The 18,827-nt window shown below is 64.1% G+C and carries 19 protein-coding genes and 1 riboswitch; of the genes, 12 read left to right on the top strand and 7 right to left on the bottom strand.

Annotation, left to right across the window (positions count from 1 at the left end):
* Nucleotides 1–77: 77 nt before the first annotated feature.
* Together metF and ahcY are read right to left on the bottom strand one after the other, a co-directional pair.
* Entirely contained in the window at nt 78–923 is an 846-nt protein-coding gene (metF, locus tag DM872_RS05305) for a methylenetetrahydrofolate reductase [NAD(P)H] (RefSeq protein WP_179058467.1), read from the bottom strand.
* Nucleotides 924–1,017: 94 nt separating this feature from the next.
* On the bottom strand, nt 1,018–2,427 hold the full coding sequence (ahcY, locus tag DM872_RS05300; protein ID WP_077524207.1) for an adenosylhomocysteinase: 1,410 nt from the start codon (nt 2,425–2,427) through the stop codon (nt 1,018–1,020).
* A 22-nt stretch (nt 2,428–2,449) separates the two neighbouring features.
* A riboswitch (S-adenosyl-L-homocysteine riboswitch) is annotated at nt 2,450–2,551 on the bottom strand.
* 183 nt (nt 2,552–2,734) lie between these two features.
* Here ahcY and DM872_RS05295 point away from each other — a divergent pair.
* Complete coding sequence (locus DM872_RS05295) at nt 2,735–3,124, top strand: acyl-CoA thioesterase (protein WP_179058466.1); 390 nt, start codon at nt 2,735–2,737, stop codon at nt 3,122–3,124.
* A 66-nt stretch (nt 3,125–3,190) separates the two neighbouring features.
* Here DM872_RS05295 and DM872_RS05290 read toward each other — a convergent pair whose 3' ends face one another.
* A complete protein-coding gene (locus tag DM872_RS05290) occupies nt 3,191–3,574 on the bottom strand; it encodes a DUF1090 domain-containing protein (protein ID WP_179058465.1) in 384 nt (127 codons plus the stop codon).
* Nucleotides 3,575–3,740: 166 nt separating this feature from the next.
* Here DM872_RS05290 and DM872_RS05285 point away from each other — a divergent pair, with 166 nt between their 5' ends.
* Nucleotides 3,741–4,193, top strand: coding sequence for a c-type cytochrome (locus DM872_RS05285; RefSeq protein ID WP_179058464.1), 453 nt, complete (start codon nt 3,741–3,743; stop codon nt 4,191–4,193).
* On the opposite strand, the gene ligB is transcribed toward DM872_RS05285, so the two are convergent.
* From ligB to DM872_RS05270, 3 genes are all read right to left on the bottom strand, one after another.
* Complete coding sequence (ligB, locus tag DM872_RS05280; RefSeq protein ID WP_179058463.1) at nt 4,187–5,857, bottom strand: NAD-dependent DNA ligase LigB; 1,671 nt, start codon at nt 5,855–5,857, stop codon at nt 4,187–4,189. The two genes, DM872_RS05285 and ligB, sit on opposite strands and share 7 nt — an antisense overlap.
* A gap of 171 nt (nt 5,858–6,028) precedes the next feature.
* On the bottom strand, nt 6,029–7,219 hold the full coding sequence (gene metK / locus DM872_RS05275; protein WP_077524212.1) for a methionine adenosyltransferase: 1,191 nt from the start codon (nt 7,217–7,219) through the stop codon (nt 6,029–6,031).
* 19 nt (nt 7,220–7,238) lie between these two features.
* Nucleotides 7,239–8,240: an ArsR/SmtB family transcription factor gene (locus tag DM872_RS05270; protein WP_179058462.1), complete on the bottom strand. Its 1,002-nt coding sequence runs from the start codon at nt 8,238–8,240 to the stop codon at nt 7,239–7,241.
* 207 nt (nt 8,241–8,447) lie between these two features.
* Here DM872_RS05270 and tkt point away from each other — a divergent pair, with 207 nt between their 5' ends.
* The 7 genes from tkt (at nt 8,448) to DM872_RS05235 (ending at nt 15,153) form a co-directional block, all read left to right on the top strand.
* A complete protein-coding gene (tkt, locus tag DM872_RS05265) occupies nt 8,448–10,448 on the top strand; it encodes a transketolase (RefSeq protein WP_179058461.1) in 2,001 nt (666 codons plus the stop codon).
* A 99-nt stretch (nt 10,449–10,547) separates the two neighbouring features.
* Nucleotides 10,548–11,597, top strand: a complete 1,050-nt coding sequence (epd, locus tag DM872_RS05260; protein WP_179058460.1) for an erythrose-4-phosphate dehydrogenase — start codon at nt 10,548–10,550, stop codon at nt 11,595–11,597.
* A 27-nt stretch (nt 11,598–11,624) separates the two neighbouring features.
* Entirely contained in the window at nt 11,625–12,785 is a 1,161-nt protein-coding gene (locus DM872_RS05255; protein WP_179058459.1) for a phosphoglycerate kinase, read from the top strand.
* 64 nt (nt 12,786–12,849) lie between these two features.
* Nucleotides 12,850–13,044 (top strand): hypothetical protein, encoded by a 195-nt coding sequence (locus tag DM872_RS05250; protein ID WP_179058458.1) that lies wholly within the window; start codon nt 12,850–12,852, stop codon nt 13,042–13,044.
* Between the two features lie 45 nt (nt 13,045–13,089).
* Complete coding sequence (locus DM872_RS05245; RefSeq protein ID WP_179058457.1) at nt 13,090–13,407, top strand: MliC family protein; 318 nt, start codon at nt 13,090–13,092, stop codon at nt 13,405–13,407.
* A gap of 152 nt (nt 13,408–13,559) precedes the next feature.
* The gene (gene fba / locus DM872_RS05240) at nt 13,560–14,624 is read left to right on the top strand and encodes a class II fructose-bisphosphate aldolase (protein WP_179058456.1); all 1,065 of its coding nucleotides are present in this window, start codon (nt 13,560–13,562) and stop codon (nt 14,622–14,624) included.
* Between the two features lie 67 nt (nt 14,625–14,691).
* Complete coding sequence (locus DM872_RS05235) at nt 14,692–15,153, top strand: hypothetical protein (protein ID WP_179058455.1); 462 nt, start codon at nt 14,692–14,694, stop codon at nt 15,151–15,153.
* 212 nt (nt 15,154–15,365) lie between these two features.
* On the opposite strand, the gene DM872_RS05230 is transcribed toward DM872_RS05235, so the two are convergent.
* The gene (locus DM872_RS05230; RefSeq protein WP_179058454.1) at nt 15,366–16,037 is read right to left on the bottom strand and encodes a polysaccharide lyase family 7 protein; all 672 of its coding nucleotides are present in this window, start codon (nt 16,035–16,037) and stop codon (nt 15,366–15,368) included.
* Nucleotides 16,038–16,564: 527 nt separating this feature from the next.
* Here DM872_RS05230 and DM872_RS05225 point away from each other — a divergent pair.
* The 3 genes from DM872_RS05225 (at nt 16,565) to DM872_RS05215 (ending at nt 18,813) form a co-directional block, all read left to right on the top strand.
* A complete protein-coding gene (locus DM872_RS05225) occupies nt 16,565–17,059 on the top strand; it encodes a YgjP-like metallopeptidase domain-containing protein (RefSeq protein ID WP_179058453.1) in 495 nt (164 codons plus the stop codon).
* A 53-nt stretch (nt 17,060–17,112) separates the two neighbouring features.
* Entirely contained in the window at nt 17,113–17,868 is a 756-nt protein-coding gene (locus DM872_RS05220) for a substrate-binding periplasmic protein (RefSeq protein ID WP_179058452.1), read from the top strand.
* 87 nt (nt 17,869–17,955) lie between these two features.
* Nucleotides 17,956–18,813 (top strand): HDOD domain-containing protein, encoded by an 858-nt coding sequence (locus DM872_RS05215; protein WP_179058451.1) that lies wholly within the window; start codon nt 17,956–17,958, stop codon nt 18,811–18,813.
* Nucleotides 18,814–18,827 lie beyond the last annotated feature (14 nt).

Raw genomic sequence — 18,827 nt, 5'->3', positions numbered from 1 at the left:
GCTCCTACATGGTCATGCGTACACGGAAAAGAAAAAGGCCGGGACAATGCCCGGCCTTTTCGTCTTCTACGGCGAACTCAACGCGGCAGGTTGAGGTTCTTCCAGATTGCCAGGCTCGGTTCGGCCTGGTTCAGGGTGTAGAAGTGCAGGCCGGGAGCGCCGCCTTGCAGCAGCTGCTCGCACATCTCGGTGATCACCTGCTCGCCGAAGGCCTGGATGCTCTGCGTGTCATCGGCGTAGGCCTCCAGCTGCTTGCGGATCCAGCGAGGGATTTCTGCGCCGCAGGCGTCGGAGAAGCGGGCCAGCTTGCTGTAGTTGGTGATCGGCATGATGCCCGGTACCACAGGGATATCCACACCCAGCTTGCGTACGCGCTCGACGAAGTAGAAGTAGCTGTCGGCGTTGAAGAAGTACTGGGTGATCGCGCTGCTGGCGCCGGCCTTGACCTTGCGCACGAAGTTGGCGAGGTCGGCCTCGTAGCTGCGCGCCTGGGGATGGACTTCCGGGTAGGCGGCGACTTCGACGTGGAAGTGGTCACCGGTTTCCGCGCGGATGAATTCCACCAGTTCGTTGGCGAAACGCAGCTCGCCGCTGGCCATGCCCATGCCCGACGGCAGGTCGCCGCGCAGGGCGACGATGCGCTGGATGCCGGCGTCCTTGTAGTGGGCCAGCAGGGCGCGCAGTTCGGCCTTGCTGTCACCGACGCAGGACAGGTGCGGTGCGGTGGGCACCTTCACCTCGCCATCCAGCTGCAGCACGGTCTGCAGGGTACGGTCGCGGGTGGAGCCGCCGGCACCATAGGTGCAGGAGAAGAAATCCGGCTGGTAGCTGGCCAGGGTGCGGGCGGTGGCCATCAGTTTTTCGTGCCCGGCTTCGGTCTTGGCTGGGAAGAACTCGAAGCTGTAACGGCGTTCTTGGGACATGGGTCTTTCCAGGCTCGGGAGCAAGAGACGGAGGGCGCGCCCTCCGTCAGGCTGAAAACGGGGGTGAACGGGACGCGCCCGTCCACCCGGACCATCAGTAGCGGTAGGTGTCCGGCTTGAAGGGGCCTTCCACGGTCACGCCGATGTAGTCGGCCTGCTGCTTGGTCAGCTGGGTGACCACGCCGCCGAAGCCCTTGACCATTTCCAGGGCCACTTCTTCGTCCAGTTTCTTCGGCAGTACTTCCACGGTCAGGCGCTCGGCCTTCTTCTCGGCGGAGAGGTCAGCGAACTTCTGCTCGAACAGGAAGATCTGCGCCAGCACCTGGTTGGCGAAGGAACCGTCCATGATGCGGCTCGGGTGGCCGGTGGCGTTGCCCAGGTTCACCAGGCGGCCTTCGGCCAGCAGGATCAGGTAGTCGTCGTTGGCCGGATCGAAGGCGCCAGCACCGGTGCGGTGGATCTTGTGTACCTGCGGCTTCACTTCTTCCCAGGCCCAGGTCTTGCGCATGAAGGCGGTGTCGATCTCGTTGTCGAAGTGGCCGATGTTGCAGACCACGGCGCGCTTCTTCAGGGCCTTGAGCATGCCGGCGTCGCAGACGTTGACGTTGCCGGTGGTGGTGACGATCAGGTCGATCTTGCCCAGCAGCGCGGCGTCGACGCTGGCTTCGGTGCCGTCATTGATGCCGTTCTTGTAGGGGGAGACCAGCTCGAAGCCGTCCATGCAGGCCTGCATGGCGCAGATCGGGTCGACTTCGGAAACCTTGACGATCATGCCTTCCTGGCGCAGGGACTGGGCGGAGCCCTTGCCCACGTCGCCGTAGCCGATCACCAGGGCCTGCTTGCCGGACAGCAAGTGGTCGGTGCCGCGCTTGATGGCGTCGTTCAGGCTGTGGCGGCAGCCGTACTTGTTGTCGTTCTTGCTCTTGGTCACGGCGTCGTTGACGTTGATCGCCGGGACTTTCAGGGTGCCGGCCTTGAGCATGTCGAGCAGGCGGTGCACACCGGTGGTGGTTTCTTCGGTGACGCCGTGGATGCGCTCGAGCATCTGCGGGTATTTCTTGTGCAGGATTTCGGTCAGGTCACCGCCATCGTCCAGCACCATGTTGGCGTCCCACGGCTGGCCGTCCTTGAGGATGGTCTGCTCGATGCACCACTCGTACTCCTGCTCGGTCTCGCCTTTCCAGGCGAATACCGGGATGCCGGCGGCGGCGATGGCGGCAGCGGCCTGGTCCTGGGTGGAGAAGATGTTGCAGGACGACCAGCGCACTTCGGCGCCCAGGGCGGTCAGGGTCTCGATCAGCACGCCGGTCTGGATGGTCATGTGGATGCAGCCGAGGATCTTCGCGCCTTTCAGCGGTTGCTGGCCGGCGTACTTGCGACGCAGGCCCATCAGGGCCGGCATTTCGGATTCGGCGATGATCAGCTCGCGGCGGCCCCAGGCGGCCAGGGAAATGTCGGCGACCTTGTAGTCGTTGAAATCGGCAGGCGTCATGACAGCGCTCATGCGTGAGTCTCCATTCGTAGTGTGCGAATGGGCGCCGTTGATGCGTTTTGAAAACGCCCCTTCCGAGCCTGACAGGCGGAACCTGCCTTGACAGGTACCACTTGCTGCAGCGCCCCTCGGATGGGTGGCGGGAACGACCAGACTGTGCCGGCCGTTTGAAACCTGCGGATTATAGCGACGTCGATGGGCAAGCCCAAGGTTTTCCGTCGCCCGGTCGAGGACCTATCAGAGCCATTGAAAGCCTTGCCGCGACAAGCGGCAGCTGGCCGTTCATGATTATTCCCATCTCACACAAGGAGGACGCCGCATGAACTTCCATACGCGCAAATGGATCAAGCCCGAAGACCTCAACCCCAACGGCACGCTGTTCGGCGGCAGCCTGTTGAAGTGGATCGATGAGGAAGCGGCCATCTACGCCATCATCCAACTCGGCAACCAGCGCGTGGTCACCAAATTCATTTCCGAGATCAATTTCGTCAGTTCGGCACGCCAGAGCGACATCATCGAACTGGGTATCACCGCCACCGAGTTCGGCCGTACCTCGCTCACCATGTGCTGCGAAGTGCGCAACAAGATCACCCGCAAGAGCATCCTGACCATCGACAAGATGGTCTTCGTCAACATCGGCGAAGACGGCCTGCCGGCGCCCCATGGCAAGCGCGAAATCACCTATATCAAGGACCAGTTCAAGGAATAGGCCGCGCCAAGGTTACAGGTGAAGGGGCGGGACAGGTCGTCGCCTCGTTTCGTCTGATTGCCGTGGTCAGTTTTCCAGGGCCTTTTGCGCCGCAGCCAGCTCCGCACGCGCCTCTTCCAGCTTGGCCTTGCGTTTGGCGATCTTCTCCGGATCGCCCTTGGCCTGGGCTTCGCGCAGGTCGGCTTCGCGCTGGCGGACTTCGGCCTCGTAGCTGGCGACCTTCGCTTCTCGCTCCTGACGCAAGCCGGCATCGGTGCAGTTGGCCTTCACCTCCGCCAGGGCCTTTTCCAGCCCGGTCTGCTGGGCGGCATTGCCCTGGGCCTTGGCGACTTCGATACGTTGTTCGATGGCCTGACGCTTGGCGGCGCAACCCGTTTCGGCGGCGAGGAGGGGCTGGGCCAATAAGGCACCGGCGACCAGGACGAACGGAAGGGCAAGACGTCGCTTCATCGGTTTTCTCCTTGATTGCGAAAGTCCTGATTGTGGCGGGAAATGCGCGCGGTTGCGGGGCGGAGCTGCAATTCCATGATCTGCGACAAACTGTCGCCAGGCTTGGTATTTGCCGGACAGGTGGGGATACTGTCGCCCGCCTTCAGCCCTACCCGTGATTCTGTCGATGAAAGCCAAGAAGCTCCTGATCCTTGCCGCCGCCTGTCTGGGCCTTGCTGCCTGTGGCGGCGTGGACCCCAATTCGCCGCTGGGCAAGCGCCAGGCGATCTTCAAGGAAATGCTGCGTACCAGCGAAGACCTCGGTGGCATGCTGCGCGGCCGAATCAGCTTCGACGAGCAACGTTTCGCCACGGGCGCGACCAAGCTCGACCAGCTGTCCCGCGAGCCTTGGCAGCATTTCCCGCAGGCCCAGGAAGGTGACGCCGACAGCGCCGCCCGTGACGAGGTCTGGCAGCGCCAGGAGCGCTTCAAGGAACTGGTACGCGAGCTCGAGGCCAGCACCGGCCAACTCGCCAGCGCCGCCCAGGCCCGTCCGGTCACCGCCCAGGGCGTCGCGCCGCTGGTACAGAAGGTGGAAGACAGCTGCGAGGCCTGCCACAAGGAGTTCCGCGCCTATTGAGGTGCGGAAAATCCATCCACCCCGGCCGCACCAAGACGTTCCGCCAGCGCTAGCACGTCGGTGTCCTGGAAGAAGGCTACCAGTTGCCTGGCCTTGCCCGGTCCGACGCCTGCCAGTTCCTGCCATTGCGCAGGCGTTCTGCCTGCCAGCACCGTCCAGTCCCCTTCCGGTTTCCAGGCGCCCATGGCCGGCAACCCCAGTGCGCTCAGCCACCGCCTGAAAGATCGCCCCCTCGCTTCCCGGAAGGTCTCCACCAAGGCGGCCGCGCGCATCGCGCCGATGCCCGGCCGGGCCTCAACGGCGGCAGCATCCAGATCAAGCCAGCCCAGCAGTCCATCCAGTTCCAGGCGCGCCCAGGTGCCGCGCCCCAGCCCGTTCAGTCCCAGGCCCTTGGGGCCGCCGAGCCACTCCAGGCGCGAGAGGAATTGCTCGCGGCAACCGGGCTCCGGGCGAAAGCAGCTGAGTGCGTGATAGCGGCCCGGATGTGGCGCTTCCAGCGGCAGGCGTTCGCTGGCACGCAGCACCACGGATTCCAGACGTGGGATGGTGAGCCCGGCCAGTACGATGGCGACCTGGTCGCCGGGGCGGATGTCCAGTTCGCGCCAGCGCTTGAGCGAGCCGAGGCCGACGCGCTGGATACGCCGGCCATCCAGTTCCACCGGCGACAGGTTCAGCAGCGGCGTGACCCGGCCGGTCCGCCCTACCTTGAATTCCACTGAGCGCACGTCCGCCAGGGCCTTGGCGAACGGGTATTTCCAGGCCACGGCCCAGCTCGGCGGTTCCGGCTTCCAGCGCTGTGCCGTAGGCCGCGTGCCCTGGCGAATGACGATGCCGTCGCTGGCGAACGGCAGTGGCGAGCGGTACCAGCGTTCGCGCCAGGCGGCGATGTCTTCGGCACCTGTGACGGGGCGGGTCAGCGCCTCGGCATCGGCGAAGCCCATGGCCTTGAGGCTTTGCAGGCGCATCTCCATCTGCACCGGGCCATCCGGCCAGTCCCAGACGAAGAGACCGATGCCGCCGGCATCGTGCTCGGCCAGCGTGCGCCGATTCAGCAGTCCGGCCACTTTGCCGCGTGCGCCCTGGCCGCCGCGTTCCGCCTGCACATGACCGTCCAGCCGCCAGTACAGCTCGCCCTGCAGCACGGCGTCGCCAATGTTGGTCAGCCTTTCGGGAATGGCGGCAATGCGCCGGGCCTGGTGCGTCCAGTCCTGCCCCTGACTGCCATTGCCGCGGCTGATGGCCCGAACCAGGCGACCGTCGCGATAGCTCAGGGTAATCGCGACTCCATCCACCTTGGGCTGGACCCAGAGATCTCGCCGCTGACCCATCCAGCGGCGCAGGTCGTCGATGTCCCGCAGCTTGTTCAGGCCCGTCTGGGCGACGGGGTGGCGGGTCTTGCCGGAGCTGCCCGCGAGGGGATGACGCCCTGGCGAGGTCGCGCCGGGAAAGCACTCGCTCAAGCGTGTCAGGCGGGCACGGGCCTGGTCGTAGAGCTCATCATCCACCGGCGAGCGACCCTCTCTGTGGTAGGCGAAATCCCAATCGGCGATCCGGTCTGCGAGGGATGCGAGTTCGGCTTGGGCACGGTCGCTGTGCCAATCAGGGCAGGCATCGGCCAGGGTGAGGCCGGGGAGGAGGGCAAGAAGGAATGTCCAGGTTTTCACGGCGAGCCTCCATGCTCACAGGGGAGGCGGCCAGTCTAGGAGTGGCGCTTGTCAGCGGGCGCTGAATCACGTGTCCGTTCGGGCGCAGCAGGTTGTGGGGATTTTGAATCGTGGCGATGACCCAACAAAAAGCCCCGCACGAGGCGGGGCTTTCTGCAGATCGCTCAGGGCTTAGATGCCAGCGGCAATGCGCAGGGCTTCGGCCTTGTCGGTCTTCTCCCAGGTGAACGCGGTGAAGGTGTCTTCGCCGTAGCTCATCTCGTAGGGATTGCGGCCGAAGTGGCCGTAGGCCGCGGTCGGCTGGTACATCGGGTGCAGCAGGTCGAGCATCTTGGTGATCGCGTACGGACGCAGGTCGAAGTGCTCGCGGACCAGTTGGACGATCTTGTCGTCGCTGATCTTGCCGGTGCCGAAGGTGTTGATCGAGATGGAAGTCGGCAGGGCCACGCCGATGGCGTAGGACACCTGGATCTCGCAGCGCTCGGCCAGGCCTGCGGCGACGATGTTCTTGGCAACGTAGCGGCCGGCGTAGGCAGCGGAACGGTCAACCTTGGACGGGTCCTTGCCGGAGAAGGCGCCACCACCATGACGGGCCATGCCGCCGTAGGAGTCGACGATGATCTTGCGGCCGGTCAGACCGCAGTCGCCCACCGGGCCGCCGATCACGAAGTTGCCGGTCGGGTTGATGTGGAACTGGGTGTCCTTGTGCAGCAGCTCGGCCGGCAGCACGTGCTTGACGATCAGCTCCATCACGCCTTCGCGCAGGTCGGAGTACTTCACGTCGGGGTTGTGCTGGGTGGACAGCACGATGGCGTCGATGCCGACGACCTTGCCGCCTTCGTAGCGGCAGGTGACCTGGGACTTGGCGTCCGGGCGCAGCCACGGCAGCAGGCCGGATTTGCGAGCTTCGGCCTGACGCTCCACCAGACGGTGGGAGAAGCAGATCGGAGCGGGCATCAGCACGTCGGTTTCGTTGCTGGCGTAGCCGAACATCAGGCCCTGGTCACCGGCGCCCTGGTCTTCCGGCTTGGAGCGGTCAACACCCTGGTTGATGTCCGGGGACTGCTTGCCAATGATGTTCAGGATGCCGCAGGTGGCGCCGTCGAAGCCGACGTCGGAGCTGTCGTAGCCGATGTCGATGATGACCTTGCGCACCAGCTCTTCCAGGTCGACCCAGGCGGAGGTGGTGACTTCACCGGCGATGATTGCAACGCCGGTCTTGACCAGGGTTTCGCAGGCAACGCGGGCGTGCTTGTCCTGGGCGATGATGGCGTCGAGGACGGCATCGGAAATCTGGTCGGCAATCTTGTCCGGATGGCCTTCGGACACGGATTCGGAGGTAAACAGGGAGTATTCGCTCATCTATCGGTTTTCCTATTCGTTACCGGTGGGTGAGTTCGCTTCGTGAATCCGGTTTGGCGAAGTGCCTTACCTGAATCTGAAAGCCGTTTCGCAAGCCAATGTAGAGGCTCTCGCCGGGCGTGAGCCCCGCGGCATTGGCCCAACGGGCCAGGTCGTCCTGTTCGAAGCCCAACCATAGATCGCCGCAGGCCTCCCTGGCCCAACTCTGGTTGTGGCTGCACAACTCGGTCACCAGCAGCGCGCCGCCTGGCAGTACGCGCTGGGCCAATTGTTTCATCGCATCGGCCGGCGCCGCGAAATGGTGCAGGACCATGTTCAGCACCACGCAGTCGGCGGCCGCCTGCTCGTCATTCAGGGCATCGGTCAGTCGCAGGTCGACGTTGCCGAGGCCTTCTTCGTTACAGCGCATGCGCGCCAGTTCCAGCATGGCCGGACTGTTGTCCAGCGCCGTGACCTGGCTGAAGCGTCGTGCCAGGTCCGGCAGGAAGCCCCCATCGCCGGGGCCGACCTCCAGTGCCGTGGCAGCGGATTCGAAGCTCAGCGCGTCGAGCAGTGCCAGCACGCTGTCACGGTATTGCGGCAATCCTGCGATCAGGTCTTGCTGCGCCCGGAATTTTTCCGCCGCACGGGCGAAGTAGTCGCGGCTGACCGCTTCACGCTGGGCGTGCACTTCGGCAATGCGCCCGGCGATATCGCCCGGCAGCTCCAGTTCGTCCACTTCAGCCAGCAGGGCCGCGTGCAGCATGCCGCCGACCCGCTCGTTCTGCGCCAGCGCGCGGCGGTAGAAGATCGCGTTGCCTTCGCGCCGGGTGGCCACCAGGCTCGCCTGGGCCAGCACCTTGAGGTGGTGACTCATGCCTGACTGGCCGGTGGCGAAGATCTGCGCCAGTTCCAGCACGCCGAACGAATCGTTGGCCAGCACCCGCAGCACGTTCAGACGCAGCGGATCGCCGCCGGCCTTGCACAGGGCAGCCAGCTCGTCGCTGTCGTCATGGCGGATCTGGGGTACGCGCAGGCTCATAGGGAGGGCAGTCTAGCCCCCGACCCCCGGGGTCGCAATGCCAATATCAAAAAGTTTTGATATTGGCTGATCGGCGGTTGGCCGGGTCCTTCGCGTGGTCGACCGGTGAAACTGCGACCATCTGTGATTGCCCGCGACCTGCCGGCTGGGCGAAAATAGCGGCCTTTTTTCGATTAGCCGTCTATTCAGACCTGCAGGAGATAAGCGATGCCCAGCCGTCGTGAGCGTGCCAATGCCATTCGTGCCCTGAGCATGGATGCTGTGCAGAAAGCCAACAGCGGCCACCCCGGCGCCCCCATGGGAATGGCCGATATCGCCGAAGTGCTCTGGCGGGATTACCTGCAGCACAACCCGAACAACCCCGAATGGCCCAACCGCGACCGCTTCGTGCTGTCCAACGGCCACGGCTCGATGCTGAACTACTCGCTGCTGCACCTGACTGGCTACGACCTCAACATCGAAGACCTGCAGAACTTCCGTCAGCTCGGCAGCCGCACCCCGGGCCACCCGGAATACGGCTACACCGCCGGCATCGAGACCACCACCGGTCCGCTGGGCCAGGGCATCGCCAACGCCGTTGGCTTCGCCATCGCCGAAAAGACCCTGGCGGCCCAGTTCAACTGTGAAGGCCACAACATCGTCGATCACAACACCTACGTGTTCCTCGGCGATGGCTGCATGATGGAAGGCATTTCCCACGAAGTCTGCGCACTGGCCGGCACCCTCGGCCTGGGCAAGCTCGTCGCCTTCTACGATGACAACGGCATCTCCATCGACGGCGAAGTCCACGGCTGGTTCACCGACGACACCCCGAAGCGCTTCGAAGCCTACGGCTGGCAGGTGATCCGCAACGTCGACGGCCATGACGCCGACGAGATCAAGACCGCCATCGAGACCGCGCGCAAGTCCAGCGACCGTCCGACCCTGATCTGCTGCAAGACCGTGATCGGCTTCGGTTCCCCGAACAAGCAAGGCAAGGAAGAGTGCCACGGCGCTCCCCTGGGCAACGACGAGATCGCCCTGACCCGCGCCGCGCTGGGCTGGAACCACGCGCCCTTCGAAGTCCCGGCCGACATCTACGCCGAATGGGACGCCAAGGCCGCCGGCGCCTCCCGCGAGGCCGAGTGGAACGAGCGTTTCGCCGCCTACGCCGCCGCCCACCCGGAGCTGGCCGCTGAATTCCAGCGCCGCATCAAAGGTCAACTGCCGGCTGATTTCTCCGCCAAGGCCGATGCCTACATCGCGGAAGTCGCCGCCAAGGGCGAAACCATCGCCAGCCGCAAGGCCAGCCAGAACGCCCTGAACGCCTTCGGCCCGCTGCTGCCGGAATTCCTCGGCGGTTCGGCTGACCTGGCCGGTTCCAACCTGACCCTGTGGAAGGGCTGCAAGGGTGTGTCCGCCGAGGATGCCTCCGGCAACTACCTGTTCTACGGCGTGCGCGAGTTCGGCATGAGCGCCATCATGAACGGCATCGCCCTGCACGGCGGCTTCATTCCGTACGGCGCCACCTTCCTGGTGTTCATGGAATACGCCTGCAACGCCGTGCGCATGGCCGCGCTGATGAAGAAGCGCGTGCTCTTCGTCTACACCCACGACTCGATCGGTCTGGGCGAAGACGGCCCGACCCACCAGCCGGTGGAGCAGCTGGCCAGCCTGCGCTGCACCCCGAACCTGAACACCTGGCGTCCGGCCGACGCGGTGGAATCCGCTGTGGCCTGGAAGGCTTCCGTCGAGCGCAACGACGGCCCGAGCGCGCTGATCTTCTCCCGCCAGAACCTGCCCCACCAGGCTCGTGATGCCGTCCAGGTGGCGAACATTGCCCGTGGTGGCTACGTGCTGAAGGACAGCGACGGCGAGCCCGAGCTGATCCTGATCGCCACCGGTTCCGAAGTGGGCCTGGCTGTTCAGGCTTTCGACTCGCTGACCGCCGCCGGCCGCAAGGTACGCGTGGTGTCGATGCCGTCCACCAGCCTGTTCGATCAGCAGGACGCCGCTTACAAGCAGGCCGTGCTGCCGGTACAGGTTGGCGCGCGCATTGCCATCGAAGCTGCCCATGCGGACTTCTGGTACAAGTACGTCGGCTTGGAAGGCCGCGTGATTGGCATGACCACCTTCGGTGAGTCGGCGCCGGCCGCAGCCCTGTTCGAGCACTTCGGCTTCACCGTCGACAACATCGTCGCCACCGCCGAAGAACTGCTGGACGTCTGACCCGGTTCGTAGGAGCGAGCTTGCTCGCGAAGCGTTTGTTTCGCGAGCAAGCTCGCTCCTACGGGGTTTCCTCTTCCTTTCCGGTCCTGCGAGCGCACCATGCCAAGCAACCGCCCCTTCAAAGTCGCCCTCAACGGCTACGGCCGCATTGGCCGTTGCGTGCTGCGCGCGCTCCATGAGCGCAGTGGCGGGGCGAGCTTCGAGATCGTCGCGCTGAACGACCTGGCCGACCAGGCCAGCATCGAATACCTGACCCGCTTCGACTCCACCCACGGCCGCTTCCCTGGCGAAGTGCGGGTGGATGGCGATTGCCTGCACATCAACGGCGACTGCGTGAAGGTGCTGCGCCACGCCGAGCCGGAAGGTATCGACTGGGCCGCCTTGGGCGTGGACCTGGTGCTGGAGTGCTCCGGCCAGTACACCCACCGCCATCAGGCCGAGCGTTTCCTGGCTGCCGGCGCGCCACGCGTGCTGCTGTCCCAGCCGATGTCCACCGAGTCGGACATCGACGCCACCATCGTCTTCGGCGTCAACCAGGACAGCCTGACCGGCACCGAGAAACTGGTGTCCAACGCGTCCTGCACCACCAACTGCGGTGTGCCGCTGCTGAAACTTCTCAACGAGTCCGTGGGTCTGGAGTACGTCTCCATTACCACCATCCACTCGGCGATGAACGACCAGCCCGTGATCGATGCCTACCACCACGAAGACCTGCGCCGCACCCGCTCTGCCTTCCAGTCGGTGATCCCGGTATCCACCGGTCTCGCCCGTGGTATCGAGCGCCTGCTGCCCGAACTCACCGGGCGCATCCAGGCCAAGGCGATCCGCGTGCCGACGGTGAATGTGTCCTGCCTGGATATCACCCTGCAGACCGCCCGTGACACCTCGGCCGACGAGATCAATCGCGTGCTTCGCGAGGCCGCCGAAAGCGGTCCGCTGAAGGGGCTCCTGGCCTACACCGAGCTGCCCCACGCCAGCTGCGATTTCAACCACGATCCCCATTCAGCCATCGTCGACGGCAGCCAGACCCGCGTGTCCGGCCCGCGCCTGGTCAACCTGCTGGCCTGGTTCGACAACGAATGGGGCTTCGCCAACCGTATGCTCGACACCGCAGACCACTATCTGCGGGTTTCCGCTGCTTCTCGTTAACTACAGCCCCCGTGAAGGACTGACCCCATGACCGTGTTGAAAATGATCGACCTCGACCTCCAGGGTAAGCGCGTGCTGATCCGTGAGGATCTCAACGTGCCGGTGAAGGACGGCGTCGTGAAGAGCGATGCGCGCATCCTCGCTTCCCTGCCGACCATCAAGCTGGCACTGGAGAAAGGCGCGGCGGTAATGGTCTGCTCCCACCTGGGCCGTCCCACCGAAGGCGAGTTCTCCGAAGAGAACAGCCTCAAGCCGGTGGCCGACTACCTGAGCAAGGCCCTGGGCCGCGAAGTGCCGCTGGTGGCCGACTACCTGGGCGGCGTCGACGTTGCCCCCGGCCAGGTCGTGCTGTTCGAGAACGTGCGTTTCAACAAGGGCGAGAAGAAGAACGCCGATGAGCTGGCCCAGCAGTACGCCGCCCTGTGCGACGTCTTCGTGATGGACGCCTTCGGCACCGCCCACCGCGCCGAGGGTTCCACCCACGGCGTGGCCAAGTTCGCCAAGGTCGCCGCTGCTGGCCCACTGCTGGCTGCCGAGCTGGACGCCCTGGGCAAGGCCCTGGGTAACCCGGTCCGCCCGATGGCCGCCATCGTGGCCGGCTCCAAGGTTTCCACCAAGCTCGACGTGCTGAACTCGCTGTCGCAGATCTGCGACCAGCTGATCGTCGGCGGCGGCATCGCCAACACCTTCCTCGCCGCGGCGGGCTACAAGGTTGGCAAATCGCTGTACGAAGCTGACCTGGTGGACACCGCCAAGGCCATCGCCGCCAAGGTCAGCGTGCCGCTGCCGGTGGATGTCGTGGTTGCCAAGGAATTCGCTGAAAGCGCCGCTGCTACCGTCAAGGCAATTGCCGACGTGGCCGACGACGACATGATCCTGGACATTGGCCCGCAGACCGCTGCCCAGTTCGCCGAGCTGCTGAAGTCCTCGAAGACCATCCTCTGGAACGGTCCGGTGGGCGTGTTCGAATTCGACCAGTTCGGCAATGGCACCAAGGTCCTGGCCCAGGCCATCGCCGAAAGCCCGGCCTTCTCCATTGCTGGTGGTGGCGACACCCTGGCAGCAATCGACAAGTACGGCGTGAACGAGCAGATCTCCTACATCTCCACCGGTGGTGGTGCTTTCCTCGAGTTCGTCGAGGGTAAAGTGCTGCCCGCCGTGGAAGTGCTGGAACAGCGCGCGAAGTAAAAGCCCTAAACCATGGCAGGCCCCCGTGGTCCCTTGATAGGGAACGCAAAGAGGAGAGCCTGCCATGCGCTACGCTGCGATTCTGTTGATTCTCAGTGCTGGGCTTTGGGGTTGTGCCGGTAGCAAGCCGTCCAGCACCTGTGACGTAATGAGCCCGCCCCAGGTGATAGTCCCGAGCAATCAGGATGACCAGCGGGTGGAGGCGCAGGCCAGTGGCGACCCCACTGTGAGTAACGAAGGACAACAGCACTGCCCATGACCAGCGGTGCGCGGATGGTCGGAGCCATCCTCCAAGGAGACGTGGATGAAAGGATGGTTCGCCCTTGCGGGTTTGGCGCTCCTGGCCGGTTGCGCCAGCCAGCAGGCCCCCAGCGACGATTGGACTCGCTGGGTGTGCGACAGCCAGACCGAAGTGCTCTGGCGCTTTAGCGATGCGAGTCAGGAGAGCGTTGACCTGCGCCTGGGCGGCGGCGATATCGTCCACCGCCTCAAGCGGGAACCCTCGGGCTCCGGCGCGCTCTACACCGACGGCAACCTCGCCTTCCACACCAAGGGTGATGAAGGCCTGGTCTACTGGGCGGCGACCGATGATCTGATTGGTCGTGGTTGCAAGGCGCCCTGAGAGCCGCTCGCTAGAGTGTGAACAGGCTCTGAAAAAGTTGATTTTCCCGTGGATGGGCGCATGACCGCTCCTCCCCGGGACCTTGAACCCGGCCTGCCCCTGCGGCAGGCTTTGTAATTTGACAGCCCACCCAATCGGGAGACTGAAACACCATGGCACTCATCAGCATGCGCCAGATGCTGGATCACGCCGCCGAATTCGGCTACGGCGTACCGGCTTTCAACGTCAACAACCTGGAACAGATGCGCGCCATCATGGAAGCGGCCGACAAGACCGATTCCCCGGTGATCGTGCAGGCCTCCGCGGGTGCTCGCAAATATGCTGGCGCACCCTTCCTGCGCCACCTGATCCTGGCTGCCATCGAAGAATTCCCGCACATCCCGGTGTGCATGCACCAGGACCACGGCACCAGCCCCGACGTCTGCCAGCGCTCCATCCAGCTGGGCTTCTCCTCCGTGATGATGGACGGCTCCCTGCGTGAAGACGGCAAGACCCCGTCCGATTACGACTACAACGTCCGCGTCACCCAGCAGACCGTTGCCTTCGCCCACGCCTGCGGCGTGTCCGTGGAAGGCGAGCTGGGCTGCCTGGGTTCCCTGGAAACCGGCCAGGCCGGCGAGGAAGACGGTGTGGGCGCCGAAGGCACCCTGGACCACAGCCAGATGCTGACTGACCCGGAAGAGGCCGCCGACTTCGTCAAGAAGACCCAGGTGGACGCCCTGGCCATCGCCATCGGCACCAGCCACGGCGCTTACAAATTCACCAAGCCGCCGACCGGTGACATCCTCGCCATCGACCGCATCAAGGAAATCCACAAGCGCATCCCCAACACTCACCTGGTGATGCACGGTTCTTCCTCCGTTCCGCAGGACTGGCTGGCGATCATCAACGAGTTCGGCGGCGACATTAAGGAAACCTACGGCGTGCCGGTCGAGGAAATCGTCGAAGGCATCAAGTACGGCGTGCGCAAGGTGAACATCGACACCGACCTGCGCCTGGCTTCCACCGGTGCCATCCGCAGCTTCCTGGCCAAGAACCCGGCCGAGTTCGATCCGCGCAAATACTTCGCCAAGACCGTCGAAGCCATGCGTGACATCTGCATCGCCCGATACGAAGCCTTCGGCACCGCCGGCAACGCCTCCAAGATCAAACCGATCTCCCTGGAAGGCATGTTCGCGCGCTACGCCAAGGGCGAGCTAGCCGCCAAGGTCAACTGATCCCCTGGCGTTTCACGAGGAGCCCCGCACTGCGGGGCTCTTTCGTATCCGGCAACAGGAGTTTCCGATGAGACTGCCCCTGATGATGGGCTTTGCCTTGCTGCTCGCAGGATGTGCCGGCCAGCCACCGATGGCCCCCGTGCCGCCGCCCGAGCCGGTATCCAGCGACCCGCAGCAATGCCTGGATCACACCGACTGCACCACCAAGACCTCGCGCACCCTGATGTTCGTCTTCGACTACGCAGAAGCCGGCGGCGCCCTGGTGCAGCGCAAGGGTGCCTGGTTGTTCACTCCATCGGCGGCGAAACCGTCTGGCTGGCCGTCGCTGAAAATCCGCCTGGCCGATCCGCCCACCGGCCGCTTCGAGTTCGCCAGCCAGTGCCCGGCGGGCGATTGCAGAATCAGCGAGGGGGACCTGCTGAGGGTGTATCGCAGCTATCTCGCGGGCGATCCGTGCGTTTTGACGGATGCGAAGGTTCTGGCGCGGTGCCTGGAGCCCGTCACCCTCTCCCCTAGCCCCTCTCCCTGAAGGGCGAGGGGGACTCAACCGTGCCACGATTGAGTGCCTGCCCCAGAAACCACTCCAAACTTGCCGGCAGATTCAAAAGCTCCAGGCGCGAGTCACCCCTCTCCATCAGGGGCGAAGAGACACGCTTTTGGAAGCACCGCTTCCAGTGTCGATGAGCGACTGAGCGCGAAGCGATCAGGCCGGGGCGCAGGGCGGGGGCCGGGGGTGAGGGCTTAGGGCACCCGATGCTCGATCTTCAGGCCATAGAAAGTCGCCGCACCTGCTTCCGTCTCATACCCTTCGTTGTCCTGCGCATACACCCCAGCCTTGAAGTACAGCGACTTCGGCGCCCACGCCGTGGAGAGCTGCTGGCTCCACAGGCTGCCATTCACCATGACGCTGAGCAGGCCATTCGGCGACAGGTCGATCACATAGCTGAAGCGCTGGTTCAGCGGGATGCCGCTGAGCAGCGGGATCACCGTGCTGGTTTCCTCGGTCGGTGAGTTGCGTACTTTGGCGACGATATTGGCGGTCTGCGTCTTGGTCTTGAACTGGTACTCCAACTTGAGCAGTGGGCTGGTGCTGCCATGGGCATGGATCTGGCCGATCACCAGCTTGCCGGTGGAGGGCACCTGGCTGACGGCGAGGTTGGCACTGAGCAGGTTGTCGGCGCTGGGGTAGGTCCAGTTGCGCAGCTTGCCGTCGGCGTAGGTTTCGCGCAGCTCGCTGCGTGGGTAGGTCGCATTGGCCGTAGTGGTGCCATTTACTGGTACCCAGAAACGGATGGTGGTGCTGTCGTTCTGGAAGTAATAGTCGCGGTAGCCACCCACCAGCAGGGGTGTCTCGATGGTGACGGCAGGCACGCCTACGGGCAGGGTCAGGTTCCAGGTGGAAAGGTCGATCATGACGGAGTTCTCGAAAGGAACTTCCGGTCGGGCGCTGCGAATCCACGTCGCACAGGTGCAGGACGGCGTTCCGGCCAAAGTCGCTCGAACCAAAAGTGAAGGTTGCTGGTGGCAGTTGCCTGCCGTTTCGTCCGAAGGCGTTTGGCCGTCTCGCGAGCGCTTTATACGAAGGCGCTGGCGGGTTGTCAGTTACCGATTGTCGGCATATTGGCGTCAAAATTATGTCTAAATCGGGATTGGCCAGTATTGCGATATTGCCTTTATGGGGGTGGCCGAAAGCGGCCGGAAATGACCGCCCTTGATGGATAAGGAAATTTTCCCATCAGCCGCGCCGGTTTTTTGAAAGGCTCTGGCTCGGTGCTATCAGCGATGCGTGTGGCTCACTCGAGAGGGAATTTGCTCGAAAATTGAACTGCGTCGCAAAGCGCCAGGGAACTTTTCGAGGTGCGGTCGACTTGTCTGGAAGGCGCTCGCCGAACGCTGTGCTCGGGTAGACTGTCGCGCCTTCCATTCCCACCTGCCTTGTCATGACCAGTCTCAAGTACCTCCGTGGCTACCCGGCGCACCTCCAGGAACAGGTGGCGCAGATGATGGCCGCCGGCCGCCTCGCTGAGTACCTGGAGCGCCGCTATCCGGGCCGCCACGAAGTGCAGAGCGACAAGGCGCTGTACAGCTATGCCATGACCCTGAAGCAGGAGCACCTGCGCAACGCCCCGGCGCCAGACAAGGTGCTCTACGACAACAAGCTCGATGTGGTGCACAAGGCCCTTGGCCTGAACACCGCGATTTCGCGGGTGCAGGGCGGCAAGCTCAAGGCGAAGAAGGAAATCCGCGTCGCCTCGCTGTTCAAGGAAGCGGCCCCGGAATTCCTGCAGATGATCCTGGTCCACGAACTGGCGCACCTGAAAGAGCGCGATCACACCAAGGCCTTCTACCAGCTCTGTGAGCACATGCTGCCGGGCTACCACCAGCTGGAGTTCGACCTGCGCGTGTACCTCACCTGGCGAGAACTGCCGGGCTGAGCGCAACGCCGGCTGCTAGGCTGTGAAGTAGCAGCAGACCGAGGCCCGCGGACATGCGTCCGAGTTTCCGCACCCTCTGCGTCATTCTCTGGGTGCTGGGCTTGGTCCCCTTCGCCAATGGCCGCGAATTGCTCGCGGTTGGTACTGAATTCCCCGGTCTCTATGTTCTCGATGCCAAAGGAGCCCCCAGCGGCTTGGGCATCGATGTGATGCGCGCGATCGCCAAGGACCTGGGCGATCAGGTGCGCTTCGAAAGCTACCCTTGGGCCCGCGCCCAGAAGCTCGTGGAAGAGGGTCGCGCCGATGTGCTGATCGGCCCTTACCGCACGGCCGCACGGGAGTTGCGCTTCCAGTTCGTCGAACCCGGTTTTTATCGCGACAGCGTGGTGTTCTACGCGCGCAGTGACTCGCCGGTGACCTGGGACGGCACCCTGGCAAGCCTGAAGGGCAAACGCATCGCTATCATTCACGGCTGGATCTATGGTGAGCGCTTCGAGGCCATGCGCGGCCAGCTCGACCAGCACGTAACGCCTTCGGTGGAACTGGCGTTCCGGCTGCTGATGGCGGGCCGGGCCGATCTCGTCGCCAGCAACGAACGGGATTCCCGTCCGCGCATCGACGAGCTGGGTATCGACGCTCAGGTGCGCAAGCTCACGCCAGTGATCGATACCCAGGTCGGTTACTTCGCGCTACCCAGGGGGGAATCCCACCGACAACTGCGTGACGATATCGGTCGCGTGCTGAAGAAGATGCGTGCCGATGGTCGGCTGAAGAAGCTCGCCAAGCCCTACGGTGTGCCGCTCCCCTGAGCAATCTGTCCGATTGCAGACGTTTTCCCATGGGCGCCGTGATGGCATGTGGCTACACTGCGCCCACAAAAAAAGGGGAGAACCGTGTTGAGCGCAGCAGAGTCGGATTACTCGATCTACCGCAAGGTGGTCACGCAGCTGATGAATGGCGAAGAGCAACTGCCCAGCCTGCCGATGATCACCCTGGACATCCGCCGCGCCCTGGCTGATCCGAACGTCTCCGTCGCCCGGTTGAAGCAGGTCATCAGCAAGGACCCGGCGCTCAGCGCACTGCTGATGAAGCACGCCTCCAGCATCATGTTCCGTTCCAGCGCGCCACCGCGGACGCTGGAGGATGTGATCCGCCTGCTTGGCTTGCAGGAGGTGGATCGCATCACCCTGATCCACAGCCTGAAAAGTCTCTTCACGCTCCACAGTGCCGCCCACAAGCAGCTGTTCATCGGTGTATGGGGACGGCTCACGCGCCATGCGGCAATCAGCGCGGTACTTGCCCGCCCCCTGGGCTTCCCCTCGCCGGACCATGCAATGCTGGCCAGCCTGCTCTGCGATGTGGGCGACCTGGCGGTGCTCTCCGCTTTCAAGGACGCCAGCCAGGTCCCGAGTCCGGAGGTCTACACGCGTCTTTGCCAGGAATACGGCCAGTCCCTGAGTGTGATCGTGCTGAAGAAATGGGCCGTGGATCAGAGCTACATTGATGTCGTGCGCAGTGCCAGGCAGTGGGACGTCGACACGGGCGGCCGGCTCGGCCTGGTCGATCTGGTCAACCTGGGACTCTTCCATGCCCTGCGCGACGACGGCCGACAGGCGCGCTTGCCAGCCATCGAGCAACTGGCCGCCTATCGCAAGCTGGCGCCTCCGCTGGATGCCCTGGACGCCGGCGGCGGCCTGGCCCTGGTGTCCGCCCATCAGGATGCGATCCAGCGCACGGCGAGCCTGCTGCGCTAGAGGGCGCTCCTATA

This window comes from Pseudomonas taiwanensis, assembly GCF_013393345.1.
GTDB lineage: Bacteria > Pseudomonadota > Gammaproteobacteria > Pseudomonadales > Pseudomonadaceae > Metapseudomonas > Metapseudomonas resinovorans_C.
The sequence above is the reverse complement of the archived record's forward strand: the minus strand, read 5'-3'. Positions and strand labels throughout refer to the sequence as shown.

Excerpts from the sequence above, each read along its gene's own strand:
- metF (WP_179058467.1), bottom strand. The coding sequence starts at position 923 with ATGTCCCAAGAACGCCGTTACAGCTTCGAGTTCTTCCCAGCCAAGACC.
- ahcY (WP_077524207.1), bottom strand. The coding sequence starts at position 2,427 with ATGAGCGCTGTCATGACGCCTGCCGATTTCAACGACTACAAGGTCGCC.
- DM872_RS05295 (WP_179058466.1), top strand. The coding sequence starts at position 2,735 with ATGAACTTCCATACGCGCAAATGGATCAAGCCCGAAGACCTCAACCCC.
- DM872_RS05290 (WP_179058465.1), bottom strand. The coding sequence starts at position 3,574 with ATGAAGCGACGTCTTGCCCTTCCGTTCGTCCTGGTCGCCGGTGCCTTA.
- DM872_RS05285 (WP_179058464.1), top strand. The coding sequence starts at position 3,741 with ATGAAAGCCAAGAAGCTCCTGATCCTTGCCGCCGCCTGTCTGGGCCTT.
- metK (WP_077524212.1), bottom strand. The coding sequence starts at position 7,219 with ATGAGCGAATACTCCCTGTTTACCTCCGAATCCGTGTCCGAAGGCCAT.
- DM872_RS05270 (WP_179058462.1), bottom strand. The coding sequence starts at position 8,240 with ATGAGCCTGCGCGTACCCCAGATCCGCCATGACGACAGCGACGAGCTG.
- tkt (WP_179058461.1), top strand. The coding sequence starts at position 8,448 with ATGCCCAGCCGTCGTGAGCGTGCCAATGCCATTCGTGCCCTGAGCATG.
- epd (WP_179058460.1), top strand. The coding sequence starts at position 10,548 with ATGCCAAGCAACCGCCCCTTCAAAGTCGCCCTCAACGGCTACGGCCGC.
- DM872_RS05255 (WP_179058459.1), top strand. The coding sequence starts at position 11,625 with ATGACCGTGTTGAAAATGATCGACCTCGACCTCCAGGGTAAGCGCGTG.
- DM872_RS05250 (WP_179058458.1), top strand. The coding sequence starts at position 12,850 with ATGCGCTACGCTGCGATTCTGTTGATTCTCAGTGCTGGGCTTTGGGGT.
- DM872_RS05245 (WP_179058457.1), top strand. The coding sequence starts at position 13,090 with ATGAAAGGATGGTTCGCCCTTGCGGGTTTGGCGCTCCTGGCCGGTTGC.
- fba (WP_179058456.1), top strand. The coding sequence starts at position 13,560 with ATGGCACTCATCAGCATGCGCCAGATGCTGGATCACGCCGCCGAATTC.
- DM872_RS05235 (WP_179058455.1), top strand. The coding sequence starts at position 14,692 with ATGAGACTGCCCCTGATGATGGGCTTTGCCTTGCTGCTCGCAGGATGT.
- DM872_RS05230 (WP_179058454.1), bottom strand. The coding sequence starts at position 16,037 with ATGATCGACCTTTCCACCTGGAACCTGACCCTGCCCGTAGGCGTGCCT.
- DM872_RS05225 (WP_179058453.1), top strand. The coding sequence starts at position 16,565 with ATGACCAGTCTCAAGTACCTCCGTGGCTACCCGGCGCACCTCCAGGAA.
- DM872_RS05220 (WP_179058452.1), top strand. The coding sequence starts at position 17,113 with ATGCGTCCGAGTTTCCGCACCCTCTGCGTCATTCTCTGGGTGCTGGGC.